Below are 14707 nucleotides of genomic sequence, written 5' to 3'. Positions count from 1 at the left end.
AACGATGAAAAAAGTAGTAGGAGTTATTAACCTCGTAGATGAAAAGAACACACTCAGTGAGCTAACCAATCATCGGAGTTTTGCCTCTGTTCCATTTGCAGGGCGGTATCGATTGATCGATTTCTCATTATCAAACTTAACAAATGCAGGCGTGAACACGGTGGCCGTTTTCACTCGCGAGAAATACCGTTCATTATTTGACCATTTAGGATCGGGAAGAGAGTGGGATTTAGATCGCCACCAGGGAGGTCTTTTTTTCCAACCTCCTGCAGATGAAGAGCGAAGGAACTCTGGTGATATTCAATCTTTTTATGAAAACCTTTCCTTCTTCAAAAGAAGTCTGTCTCACTATGTTGTGGTCACCAATGGTCAGCTTGTCTGGAATGTGGACTTCGACCAAATTATTGAAGAGCATGAATCAGAGAATGCTGACATAACGGTGGTTTATAAACCTTGCGACGATCCCTATACAAGTGGAAGTCATTATAATGTCCTTTATACAAACGATGATGAACGTGTGGATCGCTTGAACCTGGGTGTCGAACCATTGCCGGGAGATAACGTGTTTTTGAACACATTCTTGATGAAATCTTCTCTTCTTATCTCACTCGTCGAAGAAAGTATTGAGAGTGGGAAGTATGAATCAATTAACGAAGCGATTGCGGCTAATTTAGATCGTTACCATGTTCATGCCCATCATTTTGGTGGATATGTTACCTTTATCGATAGTATTGAGAGCTATTATCGTTACAGTATGGAAATGCTTGATCCGAACGTAACGCAGGAGCTATTTTATAACACAGGTCCGATCTACACGAAAGTAAAACACGAATCACCTGCCAAATATTTGGAAAGCTCGAGCGTTTCCAACTCCTTAATCGCAAACGGCTGTACAATAGCTGGAACAGTAGAAAATAGTATTCTGTTTAGAGGAATTAGAGTTGGAAAAGGTGCGGTGATTAAAAATAGTATTATCATGCAAAAGTGTGAAATTGGTGAAGGTGCAGTGATTGAAAATGTGATTCTCGATAAAGACGTCTCTATTTCACCAAATGAAAGAGTAACATCTGATGAGCTACCGCGTGTCATCGCAAAATCGACTGTCATCTAGTAGGGGGAAACTTAACATGAATGTACTTTTTGCTGCATCTGAAGGTCATCCATTTATTAAAACAGGTGGTCTAGGAGATGTGATTGGTGCTCTTCCAAAAGCACTTCAAAAACAGGGAGCGAATGTTTCGGTTATCTTACCTAAATATCAAGATATGAACGAGACGTTTAAAAGTCAGCTAGAATTAAAGGAGACCATTACCGTTTCTGTCGGCTGGCGTGATAAATATTGCGGTATTGAAATGCTTAAACATGATGGCATTACCTATTACTTCGTTGACAATGAGTATTACTTTAAGCGAAGTGGTAGCTATGGCTACTTTGATGACGGTGAGCGCTTTTCATTTTTTTGTAAAGCAGTACTTGAAGCGATTCCCTATTTAGAGGAGCAGCCGGATATTCTCCATTGTCACGATTGGCAAACTGGAATGATCCCTGTGTTAAAGAAAGCGCATTATCGAAATCACCCAACCTATGAAGGGATTAAGGTCGTTTATACCATTCATAACTTGCGCTACCAGGGTGTTTTTCCAAAGTCAATTTTGCATGATTTGCTTGATTTAAGCGAACTTCATTTTCATAATGAAGGGGTAGAGTTTCATGGCAATGTAAGCTTCATGAAAGGTGGACTTCTTTATGCAGACTACATTACCACTGTAAGTCCGTCGTATGCGGACGAAATTAAGCAGCCTTATTTCGGTGAATACCTGGACGGTGTGATGAGAAAAAGAGAAAACGATTTTACGGGAATCATTAATGGCATCGATACGGATCTTTATGATCCTGCCACTGATTCAGCACTAGCTTACACGTACCATGCGACGCATCTTTTAAAAGAAAAAAATAAAACCGATGTTCAAAAGAAGCTTGGTCTACAAGTGGGAGAAGGAATTCCGGTTCTCGCCCTCATTACTCGACTTGTCGAACAAAAGGGGATTGACCTTTTCTTCAGAGTATTACCTGAAATCATGGAGCAAAACGTTCAAGTCGTTGTCCTAGGAACAGGGGATGAACATTATGAGCATATGCTTCGTGAAGCACAAGGACGGTATCCTGGTCGATTTTCAGCAAATGTTTATTTTGATGACGGCTTCGCTCGACAGCTTTATGCAGCATCTGATTTGTTCTTAATGCCGTCACAATTTGAACCTTGTGGAATAAGCCAGCTAATTGCGCTACGATATGGCAGCCTTCCAATTGTGCGTGAAACAGGTGGATTAAAGGACACTGTACAACCCTTTAACAAATATACTGGTGAGGGTCATGGGTTTAGTTTTGCCAATTACAATGCACATGAAATGTTAGATACGATTCGTCTTGCTCTAGATCTTTATCACCATGATGAAATCACCTGGAAGAAATTAGTCAAAAGAGCGATGCGCTTGAACTATTCCTGGGAAGCATCATCAGTGAAATACGTAAATTTGTATCAAAAACTATTAAAATAAACAAACATTTTACCGATAAAAAGCAGAGAGGAAACTCTCTGCTTTTTTCATGACGAACATTATATAGATAAGATTGGAGAAGTCGATTGATGATATCATGTACGAAATGCCAAACCATACCAGACATTCATCCTTCTGGTTTTATAGAAATTTTCACTACGGTTCCTCAACTTAATCAGAGTTTACATCATCTTATGGGACGACAGCAGCTTGAAAATCCGTTGGTTATTCCTTTTCAAGATCTCGGAGCATTAGAAGAAGTGTGTGACCGCATCAATAGTCATTTTAATAAGGCAGCAACTGAAATGCTTTATTGCGCAACATTCTCAAATAATGATAGAGAGAAGACGCAGCCTCTTTCCTTTCCGCAATTTTATTCAAGGGTGCAGCACCCCAACTACATAGAAATTATGAAGCATTCCCTTTTTACAAGTCATATGCAGCCAATTATCACGCTAGCTGACCAAAACATTACTGGCTATGAGTTTTTAATGCGTCCTACAAGTGAAGACTTTCTCTTTTATCCTAATGAATTATTCGAAATGGCCAGGCAATCTGGTCTTCAGTCGTTTCTAGATAGTGCTGCTCGAATAGCATCACTTAAAGCAAGTGCCTCTCATCTCGGAAGAGGATTGAAACGGTTTATCAACTTCTTGCCTTCATCCATTTATGATCCAGATCACTGCCTTCAAACAACATTCCATGCTGTTAATGAATTTCAAATTGATCCTAACGATCTCGTATTTGAAGTGGTGGAAACAGAGAAGATTAATGATATTGATCATTTGAAAAAGATTTTTAAATCATACCAACGTGAGGGCATGAAGATGGCACTTGATGATGTTGGGACAGGGTATGCAACTAGAGAAATGGTGCTAGAATTAAAACCAGATTACGCAAAGCTTGATAGAAGTTTAATTTCATTCTGTGATCAAGATCCAGACAAACAAGTGCGGTTAAGTGAAATGGTTTCATTATCAAAAGACGAAGGCATTACGTTACTCGCTGAGGGAATTGAACGAAAAGAAGAAGTTGATTTTTGTAGTGAAATAGGGATCTCGCTTGGTCAAGGTTATTATTTTGGAAAGCCGGCTAAAGAACCTGTTGCATCTCTTCATCTATAAAAGAAAAACATTCAGATGACTAGGATTCTGATAAAAATCATAAAAGTAGAAAAGACGAGAAACCTTTCATACATCTAAGAAAAAGAAGGGACCACCCTTCTTTTTCTTATGGGAATTTCTACAGAAAACCGATATACTTACGACAGATTACTAAATTGAGGTGACAAGATGTTAACGTTTTATCGACGCTATGCACGTACGGCTTTTGATATTGGACTTATTGTGTTAACTGTATTTTTAATTATGCTTGTATCTAGTTTTTTATTTGACATTGCAGCACCGATTATTGTTGGGTATGTCATTTTCCTTATTATTGAACCTTTTGCACGTTTTTTGAATCGAAAAGGAATTGGTAAAACAGCCGCCACGACTATTTCTACGCTTCTTTTTGTCCTCGTCATTTTAAGTGTAGTCTTTTTAGTCGGAGCTATTTTTGTACTTCAATTACAAAATTTAATTAGTTTAATTCCTGGGTATGTTGCTAAGTTTCAAGATCAAATAATGAGTTATATTGAATGGGGACAGCTTCAAATGAATGCCCTTCCACCGGATGTTCTAGAAAAGGCGCAGGATTTTTCATTAACGCTTGTTGAAAAAGCATCGTTTATGTTGACCGCTTTCTTAAATAGTGTCTTTGCTTTCGTGACATCGATCCCGACACTTGTTATTAATTTTATTGTCGGAATTGTCCTTGCTTATTTTTTAAGTATCGAAATTGAGATGTGGAAGCGTATTGCAGCGAAACGCACACCGAATACGTTTAAGACCGCTTACTTTTTCTTAAAAGAGAATGTTTTAAGCGGGATTGGGGCGTATTTGAAAGCACAGCTTAAACTGATTACGATTACGTTTGTACTGGTGCTCTGTGGGCTATGGATATTACGAGTTGATAATGCTTTTACTCTTGCTCTATTATCAGCATTTTTTGATTTATTGCCCCTTCTCGGAGTTTCGGCTATTTTCATTCCGTGGGCTATCTATCTCTTTGCAGTTGGACAAACGTCTCTTGCAGTTTCTCTTCTGATTCTGCTTGGTGTTGTGATGCTTGTACGACAGATAATGGAGCCCAAAATCACTGGTGATTCGCTTGGGGTATCCGCATTTACGATTCTTTCTTTTATGATTATTTCACTCTCACTATTCGGAATTGCAGGGGTCATTATTTCACCAATCTTACTCATATTAATTAAAGCTCTTTATGATCACGGGTATCTTAGTAAGTGGGTTCATCTTCCAAGTGAAGAATTTACAGATCCTGAGGAAAGACGGTAGGAAGGAAGAACTTTTTTGAAACAAACGGGAAGTTTAATTATCGCAACAATGATCATTAGTATTGTGATTGGGCTGATTCTTCAAAAGTCACCGGATTCTTTTTCTCAGCCCTTAAAAAAATACGAGGTGCCAGAGGAATATATTGACTTATATCGTGAAGCTGGAGAAAAATATGATGTGCAATGGGAGCTTCTTGCAGCTGTTCATCGGGTTGAAACAAAATTCTCAACGATGTCGACGTTAGAAAGTCCAAAAGGGGCAATTGGGCATTATCAATTTATGCCACTAACCTGGATCGGCTGGAGCTATGGGGGGAGTCGTCTTGGTGAACTGGATAAGAATGATTTGGTTGACATTACGGATTTAGATCTTATTCAAAAGTACGGTGGATATGGAAAAGATGGAAACGGCGATGGAAAAGCAGATCCATATAACCTTGAAGACGCTACTTATACTGCTGCGAGTTACCTTTCAGCGAATGGCGCTAGTGAGGGAAGAGTCGAAAGTGCCCTGTTTGCTTACAATCAAAGTGATGAGTACGTAGAAGAGGTACTTTCGTTTTATAATGAATATCGAGAAAATGCTACAGTAGTGAAATTAGATCCTTAATTCAATGTAATGGTACAGGGCTTTCACATATGATAAAATCACGATTAGAAGGGGGCGATTGCGTGAAGATTGTTTCAATCGAACCGACTCCAAGTCCAAATTCGATGAAAATTAATTTAAGTGAAGAGCTAGCAGCTGGAGATACAAGGCAATATAAGCTTAATATGGATCTCGCAGATGCTCCAGATTATATTCAGAAATTAATGGCAGTTCCAGGCGTGAAAGGTCTTTATCACGTGATGGATTTCATTGCGCTCGAACGAAATGCTAAATATGCTTGGGAGGATATTCTTCCAGGGGCAAGAGAAGCGTTTGGGGAAGTGCAGGAAGAGTCTGCTTCCTCTAAGCAAACTTCTGTAGAAGATTTTGGCGAAATCAAAGTGTTAGTCCAAATGTTTCGAGGAATCCCAATGCAAGTCAAGCTTGAAGAAGGGGAATCTGAGCATCGATTTGGCTTACCTGATCGCTTTATGGAGGCGGCCATGAAAGCCTCATCAGCTTCCGAAAACATGGTGATGGAACGACAGTGGAAAGAGCAAAATCCAAGATACGGCTCACCTGAAGAAATTGGCCAGGAGGTAACGGAAGAACTTGCAGCAACTTATAGCAGCGAGCGCCTTGAAGCTCTTGTTACTGTGGCTTTTTCTGATCAAAGTGAACCATCACCTAAGCAAGAGAAAAAAGTTGTTACGCTTGCCATGCTTGATGATCCAGATTGGAAGGCCAGATACGCTGCGCTTGATCGTATGGATCCAGAGCTTTCGGATTTACCTGTTTTAGAAAAAGCTTTACAGGATGAAAAAGCCTCTGTTCGCCGCTTAGCTGTTGTTTACCTTGGGATGATCGAAACGAAAGAAGTGCTTCCACTTCTTTATAAGGCACTGAAAGATAAGTCAGTCACAGTGCGGCGAACAGCAGGAGATTGTATGTCTGATCTCGGTTATGTAGAAGCCATTCCAGAAATGATCCAGTCGCTACAAGATCGAAACAAACTAGTCCGTTGGAGAGCAGCGATGTTTTTATATGAAGTGGGGGACGAAACAGCTATCCCTGCACTGGAACAAGCGATGGATGATCCTGAATTCGAAGTGAAGATGCAGGCTGGCATGGCATTAGAACGGATTAAAGGCGGAGAAGAAGCAAAGGGTTCTGTCTGGCATCAAATGACGCAAGCAAGAAAATCGAATTAATTACAGGAGGTATAGGATATGAATCCATACGAAGAATATATGCGCCAGATGGCGCAGCCAATGCGCGACGAATTAACGTCTGCTGGTTTTGAAGAACTTACAACACCTGATGAAGTTGCAAGCTTTATTTCAGAGAAAAAAGGCACATCACTAGTATTTATCAATTCCGTATGTGGTTGTGCAGCTGGTCTTGCTCGTCCGGCAGCTCGTGAAGCAATTGAGTACGAAAAGAAACCTGAGCATCTTGTGACCGTTTTTGCAGGTCAGGATCGTGAAGCAACTGGGAAAATGCGCGAGTATCTGGAAGGGTACGAACCATCATCCCCTTCCATCGCTCTGTTAAAAGATGGCCAGGTCCTTCATTTTATTCCAAGAGAAGAAATTGAAGATCATGAGGTGGAAGAAATCGTTGCGAATTTGACAGGAGCTTTTGAACAATATTGCTAATGACAAAACTCCACTCATCTGAGTGGAGTTTTGCTCGAGTTAATAGGAGGTTGTTAAAATGGATCATGTATTTGAACTGCAAGGAAGCTGGAAGGGTGGCCTTTCTGGTGAAGGGAAAATCGAAACGGAACACTTAACGACAGACGTCTCGATCCCTTTGTCGATGGGGGGAAGCGAGAAAGGAACGAACCCGGATGAATTGTTATTAAGCTCATCAGCAGCCTGTTATTTTATGACAATTGGCTTGTATTTAGAGCGCAATCAAATTCCCTTTGAAGATATTAAAATATCGTCCAAACTAACGGTAAGTGATAAAGGAAGACTCCACGTCGAATCGATTCACCATTACCCAGTTGTTTACCTGGCGAATGAGCCCGATGAGGCAATGACAAAGCGAATTCATGACATCGCCCTTCGAGCAGAAGAAGGGTGCATGATTACAAGAGCAATCAAAGGAAATGTCGAGGTTGTCGTAGAACCTTCTATTAAAAAAGTGTGAGGTTTTTCACTGAAAACGTTCAATTGTTTTGGTAAGCTATCAAAACTTGCCCGTCCTGACGACGAACTAAATCTCACCCTTTGCATTTCTTGAGAAAATCATTATAATAAGGTTTTGGAACGGAACAGTGACGGACAAAATGGAAACAGTGAAATAAAGGAGATAGAAGCATGAATAAAGACTATCGTGTATTATTGTTTTATAAATATGTACAAATTGATCAGCCGGAAGAATATGTAGAAGAACATCTTACTTTCTGTAAAGAACATAACTTAAAAGGGAGAATTCTTATAGCAGAAGAAGGAATTAATGGAACTCTCTCTGGCACAGTTGAAGAAACGCAGCAGTATATGGATATGATGCATGCGGACGAGCGATTTGCTGACCTGTTCTTTAAAATTGACGAAGCAACAGAACACCCATTTAAAAAGATGCATGTCCGTCTACGACCAGAGTTGGTTACGCTCCGTCTTGAAGAAAACCACGATCCGAATCAGGTCGGCGGGAAGCACTTGAAACCTGCTGAGTGGCGTGAAGCGATGCAGCAGGATGATGTGATTATTCTTGATACTCGTAATGATTACGAGTATGATGTTGGTCACTTCCGTGGTGCTATTCGTCCAGATATTAAGAATTTCCGTGATTTACCTGAATGGGTTCAAGAAAATCTAGCAGATAAAAAAGATAAGAAAATTCTTACTTACTGCACTGGCGGAATTCGCTGTGAAAAATTCACAGGCTGGATGGTTAATCAAGGATTTGAAGATGTTAACCAGCTGGATGGCGGTATTGTGACGTATGGTCAGGATGAAGAGACAAAAGGTGAGCTGTGGGATGGTCAGTGCTACGTGTTTGATGGCCGACTTACGGTTCCGATTAACCAAAAAGATCACGTAGTTGTTGGTAGAGATTACTTTACAGGTGAACCATGTGAGCGGTATGTTAATTGTGCAAGCCCTGAATGTAATAAGCAAATTATTACATCAGAGGAGAACGAACATAAATACTTGCGAGGATGTTCACATGAGTGCCGGACATCACCTCGTAACCGTTATGTAGCCGAACACGGCTTAACACAAGAAGAAGTGAATGAGCGTCTACAAAAATTAATGCAAGAGCAAATTGAACAAGAGGTTTAATTAAAAAGCTAGCTGTCTTTGGACAGCTAGCTTTTATTTAGTATATCTAATTTTATTTACTTTAAGGAGATGATCCACTTTAGAAAGGCGATTGTTTTCAATTTTTTCAAGGTACTGATGAAGCGCTAACTCCATTTGGCAGAGAGCTTGGAAAAGGTCGCGGTAACGCAACTCACGATTTTCTGCCGAAAGTGCTAGATAACCTGTCAGTATATCCGGAAGCTCAGTTGAAAGCATGCGCTTTACGACATGCCGTTCCTCAAGGTCAAGAGGCTCAAGTTCAGGTAAGATTTGACGGAAAAGGTGTATCAGCCTTGTCGCTCTAGATTGAATAACGCCATTAATAGAAGCGTGCGAAGCAATTTTCTCTAACTGACTTAGCTGTTCCTTCAATACTGGATCAATTGTTTCTTGATCAATTCCTTGTGATAAATTCGTACCCAGTAAAGCATGATCTAATAACTTCATACGTTGAAAAATTCCTTTGAAAAAAGGAGATCTCTTAATACTTCGTTTAATAATTCTGCCTCGATCATTGATTAAAATGGTTCCTTGTTTACATTTCCCTGAATCTCGTTTGGTGACCATTTGTCTCTCCCATTGAATGAAAAACTTTTTTGGGGTAGAAGAACGGTCTTTTTGGCTATCGTAACCTGAAAAAAGAATCAGGTTACGTCTGATTTTTAAGTAAACCGTAAATCCTCGCTCAGTGCGCTTCCATTTTTGTGGTTTATTCTCTGAAGGATTGAGTTTGTCTATGAATTCATCTAACAACTGTTCCGCATACGAAAGGAAGCTCGTCGTACTCGCATCATTAAGAAGTGATGGTTCCACCGTCTTAAATTGAGGCGGTAACAGTTTTTCAAGCCATTGGGGTTCAGTAGAATCGAAAAGCCCCATGGAATTCCCTCCTGTCATTAAAGTCGATCGGCTGCATCAGAAAGCTGTTTTTGCCTCGCCGTTGTACTTTCTAATTTGCTTTTCATTTCATTATTTAACTGATCCATTTCTAGTATAAATTTCTTACCACTATCTATAATGCGGACGTTTGACTTCTCCGTAATTTCAATCGCCTCAAATACATCCTGGTAGGCTTTACGAAAAGACTCAATCGCAATGGCCGGTTTTTCAAGCGTTTTAACCGTTTCCTCCGTATTTTGCTTGAGCATTTCAGCATTTCGAAGGAGCATTGATTCGGTTGCTTCGTTCACATTCTGGACAGCGGAAATCACTTTCTGCTGGTTGCCAAGTGCAAGTTGTATAGAAGCTGTAACGGTAATGATGTTTTTGGTCATGGTGACCGCATTAAAAATGGCTTCTTCTAGCTTTTCATTGTTTTCCATAATCAAATCCACGGATGCCATTGACTGGCGTAAAACCATAACAGCTTGTGACATATTCTTCACTCGGCTAACGACTTTTTGCTGCGCTTTTTGGATTGGGAGAGGATTGTCTTTCCATTCATCCTTTGCTGCCTCTTCCTCAAGCATCGTCATTAACGTCTGACCAAGGTCCATCTGGTCTTCGAGTCCGATGATTCGTTCTCTTGCCACATCTTTCAGTTCTTTTAGCATTACATTATCTTCTTGTAACTTATCTTTACCCGTAAGAAGGGATTCAACAATCACTTCAACTTGGGATTCTACGGTTTTGTATTTCTTCGCATACTGCTCCACTTCATTACGGCCCATGACGCGATTAAGTAGCTTATTAAATTTATTTCTCTTTAAATAAGACGGCTCAAGCTCTGAAACGTGCTCCCTAAGTTTGTGAAGGTTATCTGGTAAATCGTTATTTGGTTGATCAATCATTCCTTTAACGGGACGTTTTAATGCTTCCAATGACTCCCCTGCATCACGCTGGGCATCTTCACCTAGGCCTGATAAGGATTGTAGGATCTTATCTGTATCATCTTCGTGATAAAAGCTTTGGATAATTTCCTCCGCTTTTTCACGTTGCGCGTTTGTTTTTTCAGGCTGACTACTCATATCTGTCACTCCTTTAATAGAATGAATGCGTTTGTTTTGGCTATCTAACATTCTATACGAATAGATTTCGTGAAAAGTTTCAAATCACCTTCAGCAAAACCTTTCCCTTCGCCTTATAAGTACAAACTTCTCTAGAGTAAAATAGTTGAAAGATGAGGGAAGGGGTGATATGTTTTAAACGGATTTAGATTAGTGATAGGACGTGATAAGAATGAATAATGTAAAGCTTTATACACAACCGGCATGTCCACCGTGCGAATTTGTGAAAAATTATTTTCAAATGCATGATGTGAAGTATGAATTGCTAAATATACAAGAAAATCGAACGGCACGTAATGAGTTGATCAATGACCACGGTTCAATGTCCACGCCAACGATCGTCATTGATGGTGAGGTGATCATTGGATTTGACCAGGATCGCATTGATGAACTGCTTAATCTTTCAGCAAAAGGGAAGGATTAATAACTCGGTGAAAGAAGGTGCATGGAATGTTTGAGAAATTTGTTCGGAATGAACGTGAGAATGCGCTCTTGGAACTTGCTAGTAAGCATCGTGCTGAGTTAAAAGAGAACGCTACACGAATTGATGAGGAAGCACGCATTCCTGATTCTATTATAGCAAGTATGAAAAGTTCAGGTTTTACTAAACTGCCCATTCCTGAAGAATTTGGAGGGAATGGGCTCTCTCTTTATGAACTTGTCCTGATTCAAGAGGAGTTAGGAAAAGGAGAAGGTGCCGGTGCGTTATCGGTTGGTTGGCATTTTGGCATACTAAAAGATCTTTATGACCGTCGTCCTTGGGACCATGATACGTATGAAGAGCTTTGTCGGGCTGTTCTAGACGGAGCATTAATAAATAGAGCTCAAACAGAAGAAGAAACTGGGGACCCAACGAGAGGAGGACTTCCTGCCACTATGGCAACAGAAGTGGAGGGGGGGTATCAACTTACTGGAAGAAAAACATTCACAACTTTAAGCCCACATCTCGATAAAGTCATCGTAAAGGCCACTCTAAATGGAGTGCCAGCTGACTTTTTAGTTACCATGAATCAAAAGGGCGTGTCACTTGAACAAACGTGGGATGTTCTTGGCATGAGAGGCACGAGAAGTGATGATCTGATCTTAAAGGACGTCTTCGTAACCTCAGATTCTCTCCTTGAAATCTATGATAAGGAACGAAAAACGACGTCGCTTCCTCCAGCTTGGTTGCTCCATATCCCGGCTGTGTATCTAGGGATTGCTGAATCTGCAAGAGAAGAAGCAGTAAAGTTCGTCACTACTTATCAACCGAACAGTCTTGATATTCCCTTAAAAGATGTTCCGCATATACAAGATAAATTTGGTCGCATATCTCTCGCTCTCTTAAGTGCTCGTCATTTTCTCTTTTCGGTGGCAGACCAGTGGGATCGTTATCCAGAAGAGCGAATGAACATGCAGGGGCAACTGTTCGCTGCAAAAACTCAGGCTGTGAAGGCAGCAATGGAAGCCGTGGATCTTTCCATGCGCATCGTTGGTGGAAGAAGTTTAATGAAAAAGAATCAGCTAGAACGTTTGTACCGAGATGTTCGAGCGGGGCTTCATAACCCACCAAGTGATGAATTAACACTACAAGTTCTTGCGATGAAGCAATTCTAAGATAAAGAATTTCACTCCTTCTTTCTTTGGAAGGAGTTTCTTTTTATTCTTATATGTGGATTATATCCCTATGACTCCCTCTTGTAAGGATCTTTTTCTTCCTCTATCCTTTATGTCGTGTTAGAAAGCTACTGAAAGGATGGGGTGTATGAAAAAATCGGTTTTGGCTATTTTAATGACAAGTCTCTTTTTTACGACGTTTTCTGCTCAGTCTCATCAGGTAGAGGCGGTTACGATGATGAAGGCACCTCTTGTGATAGATGATGAGCAACCTGCAATTGCCCCACTAGAAACGCCTGAACCAAAAACAAAGCAGGATGTAGCCCTTTTGCTAAACCTTCCTGTTAAAAATATGAATGACGTTAATCAAGTAACAAGGGATCAATTCTCTGTTACGAATTATTCAATAGAAGAAATAGAAATGCTAGCCAAATTAGTAAATGGAGAAGCGAGAGGCGAAACGTTTGAAGGCAAAGTAGCGGTGGCAGCGGTAACCCTCAATCGCGTACTTTCAGCTAAATTTCCAAACAGCTTAAAGAAAGTGATCTTTGAAAGCGGAGCATATACGGCCGTTTCCGATGGTCAATACGATCAGCGTCCGGGACCAGAGTCCTACAAAGCAGTTTATGCTGCACTTAGTGGACAAGATCCAAGTTCAGGCGCTTTGTTTTATTATAATCCTGATATTGCAACTGACGATTGGATTCGGACAAGGCATATTATTAAAGAAATCGGCAAACATGTCTTCACAAGATAAAATCCTCCTGACGAAGGAGGATTTTATGATATCATCAACGTGTACCCACAGTTTGATGAAGGAGTGAAGCGAAAATGACACAGAGAAAAACGTTTCAACCAGGTGAAATAGTGACAGCAGGTTATAAAACAGGCAGGTATGTTGGAGAAATTATTGACTTAAAAGAACCAAAAGCTGTTGTTAAAGTACTTGCCGTTATGAAACACCCAACTCAAGGTGATCTTCATAATCCGAAACAGCTTGATGTGCCTCTATTCCATCAACGTAAAGCACTTGCCGAATTCGAAAAGGCACTCGTGCCGTTATCCGCTATCAACCATTATGAAGGGGACATACCCGAATATAAAGAATCGTTGCGTGAGGCGCTTCATACACAAGAAGAAGAGCTGAAACATGAAGGTGGACGATGGGCTGAGGCATCGCTTATTGAAATAGAAAAGCTAAAAGAAGAGTATTTTCCGGCAAATTAGTCTTCTTTACATCACGAATTAAATCGGGTAAGATATAGTATTGATTTAGGTTTCCAATCAGGAACTTAAGTGAAGAAGACGTAAAGGGTGGTTTTTGATTTGCAATCAGAAGCTTCAGCATATCAAGTGCTGTTATATTATCAATATGTAGAAATCGAAGATCCTGCTTATTTTGCTCGAAAGCATCTTAAGTTTTGTCAATCTTTGAATTTAAAGGGAAGAGTGCTAGTCGGTACGGAAGGAATTAACGGAACCGTTTCCGGAACCGTTCAGGATACTGAGCGTTATATGGAAGAACTAAAAGCTGATGAACGCTTCCGCGATATGGTGTTTAAAATTGACGGGGCAGATGGTCATACGTTTAAAAAGATGCACGTCAGACCACGTGAAGAGATTGTTTCATTAAGACTTGAGGAAGATATTAACCCGAAAGAAATCACCGGTAACTACCTTGAGCCGAAGGAGTTTATGGAAGCGTTAGAAGACGATGATGTGATCGTAATCGATGCTAGAAATGACTATGAGTACGATATTGGCCATTTCCGTAATGCCATTCGTCCTGACATTAAAGCGTTTCGTGATCTTCCTGACTGGATCGAGCAGAATCTTGCTGACCAAAAGGACAAAAAAGTATTAACGTATTGTACAGGTGGCATCCGCTGTGAGAAATTTTCTGGTTATTTATTAAAAAAAGGATTCTCTGATGTTTCTCAACTTCATGGGGGGATTGTCACGTATGGCAAAGATCCAGAAGTACAAGGCAAATACTTCGACGGTAAATGCTTTGTTTTTGATGATCGCCTTGCTGTACCTGTGAACCGTACTAATGAAGACACTGTGGTGGGGAAATGCTACCATTGCGAAGAGGCGGCAGATACGTACATTAATTGTGCAAATGTGACGTGTGACAAGCTTCATATCGTTTGTGATGCTTGCAAAGAAGAACATAAGCACTATTGTTCATCAGCTTGTGAGGAAGAAATTCACATGGCGCAAACGTAACGCAGCGGATAACGCTG

At 40.4% G+C, this 14707-nt stretch carries 16 protein-coding genes; 14 read left to right on the top strand and 2 right to left on the bottom strand.

Going from position 1 to position 14707, the window contains the following annotated elements; genetic code table 11:
* The first annotated feature begins 4 nt into the window (after positions 1–4).
* The 9 genes from glgD to LC090_RS11430 all read left to right on the top strand — a co-directional run bounded on the left by glgD (position 5) and on the right by LC090_RS11430 (position 8838).
* Positions 5–1111 carry a glucose-1-phosphate adenylyltransferase subunit GlgD gene (gene glgD / locus LC090_RS11470; RefSeq protein ID WP_226658177.1) on the top strand — a complete coding sequence of 369 codons (1107 nt, stop codon included), beginning with the start codon at positions 5–7 and terminating at the stop codon, positions 1109–1111.
* A gap of 16 nt (positions 1112–1127) precedes the next feature.
* The gene (glgA, locus tag LC090_RS11465; RefSeq protein ID WP_226658176.1) at positions 1128–2558 is read left to right on the top strand and encodes a glycogen synthase GlgA; all 1431 of its coding nucleotides are present in this window, start codon (positions 1128–1130) and stop codon (positions 2556–2558) included.
* 89 nt (positions 2559–2647) lie between these two features.
* Positions 2648–3682, top strand: coding sequence for an EAL domain-containing protein (locus LC090_RS11460; protein WP_226658175.1), 1035 nt, complete (start codon positions 2648–2650; stop codon positions 3680–3682).
* A gap of 168 nt (positions 3683–3850) precedes the next feature.
* On the top strand, positions 3851–4954 hold the full coding sequence (gene ytvI, locus LC090_RS11455) for a sporulation integral membrane protein YtvI (RefSeq protein ID WP_226658174.1): 1104 nt from the start codon (positions 3851–3853) through the stop codon (positions 4952–4954).
* A 15-nt stretch (positions 4955–4969) separates the two neighbouring features.
* On the top strand, positions 4970–5563 hold the full coding sequence (locus LC090_RS11450) for a lytic transglycosylase domain-containing protein (protein WP_226658173.1): 594 nt from the start codon (positions 4970–4972) through the stop codon (positions 5561–5563).
* Positions 5564–5625: 62 nt separating this feature from the next.
* A complete protein-coding gene (locus LC090_RS11445; protein ID WP_226658172.1) occupies positions 5626–6753 on the top strand; it encodes a conserved virulence factor C family protein in 1128 nt (375 codons plus the stop codon).
* Positions 6754–6771: 18 nt separating this feature from the next.
* Entirely contained in the window at positions 6772–7200 is a 429-nt protein-coding gene (locus tag LC090_RS11440) for a BrxA/BrxB family bacilliredoxin (RefSeq protein WP_224599992.1), read from the top strand.
* Positions 7201–7258: 58 nt separating this feature from the next.
* Positions 7259–7699, top strand: coding sequence for an OsmC family protein (locus tag LC090_RS11435; protein WP_226658171.1), 441 nt, complete (start codon positions 7259–7261; stop codon positions 7697–7699).
* Positions 7700–7869: 170 nt separating this feature from the next.
* On the top strand, positions 7870–8838 hold the full coding sequence (locus tag LC090_RS11430; protein ID WP_226658170.1) for a rhodanese-related sulfurtransferase: 969 nt from the start codon (positions 7870–7872) through the stop codon (positions 8836–8838).
* 33 nt (positions 8839–8871) lie between these two features.
* Here the strand turns inward: LC090_RS11430 and LC090_RS11425 are convergent, their stop codons facing one another.
* Both LC090_RS11425 and LC090_RS11420 read right to left on the bottom strand, forming a co-directional pair.
* Positions 8872–9738, bottom strand: a complete 867-nt coding sequence (locus tag LC090_RS11425) for a hypothetical protein (protein ID WP_226658169.1) — start codon at positions 9736–9738, stop codon at positions 8872–8874.
* A gap of 17 nt (positions 9739–9755) precedes the next feature.
* Positions 9756–10826 carry a toxic anion resistance protein gene (locus LC090_RS11420; RefSeq protein WP_226658168.1) on the bottom strand — a complete coding sequence of 357 codons (1071 nt, stop codon included), beginning with the start codon at positions 10824–10826 and terminating at the stop codon, positions 9756–9758.
* Positions 10827–11037: 211 nt separating this feature from the next.
* On the opposite strand from LC090_RS11420, the gene LC090_RS11415 reads away from it, so the two are divergent.
* From LC090_RS11415 to LC090_RS11395, 5 genes are all read left to right on the top strand, one after another.
* The gene (locus LC090_RS11415; RefSeq protein ID WP_226658167.1) at positions 11038–11289 is read left to right on the top strand and encodes a glutaredoxin domain-containing protein; all 252 of its coding nucleotides are present in this window, start codon (positions 11038–11040) and stop codon (positions 11287–11289) included.
* 26 nt (positions 11290–11315) lie between these two features.
* The gene (locus tag LC090_RS11410; protein ID WP_226658166.1) at positions 11316–12461 is read left to right on the top strand and encodes an acyl-CoA dehydrogenase family protein; all 1146 of its coding nucleotides are present in this window, start codon (positions 11316–11318) and stop codon (positions 12459–12461) included.
* Between the two features lie 148 nt (positions 12462–12609).
* Entirely contained in the window at positions 12610–13218 is a 609-nt protein-coding gene (locus LC090_RS11405) for a cell wall hydrolase (RefSeq protein WP_226658165.1), read from the top strand.
* 74 nt (positions 13219–13292) lie between these two features.
* Positions 13293–13688, top strand: coding sequence for a kinase-associated lipoprotein B (locus tag LC090_RS11400; RefSeq protein ID WP_226658164.1), 396 nt, complete (start codon positions 13293–13295; stop codon positions 13686–13688).
* Between the two features lie 99 nt (positions 13689–13787).
* Entirely contained in the window at positions 13788–14690 is a 903-nt protein-coding gene (locus LC090_RS11395) for a rhodanese-related sulfurtransferase (protein ID WP_226658163.1), read from the top strand.
* Positions 14691–14707 lie beyond the last annotated feature (17 nt).

This window comes from Guptibacillus hwajinpoensis, from assembly GCF_020524165.1.
GTDB classification, from domain to species: domain Bacteria; phylum Bacillota; class Bacilli; order Bacillales; family Guptibacillaceae; genus Guptibacillus; species Guptibacillus hwajinpoensis_D.
Note: the sequence above shows the minus strand (reverse complement) of the source record. Positions and strands in the feature narration are given on the sequence as shown.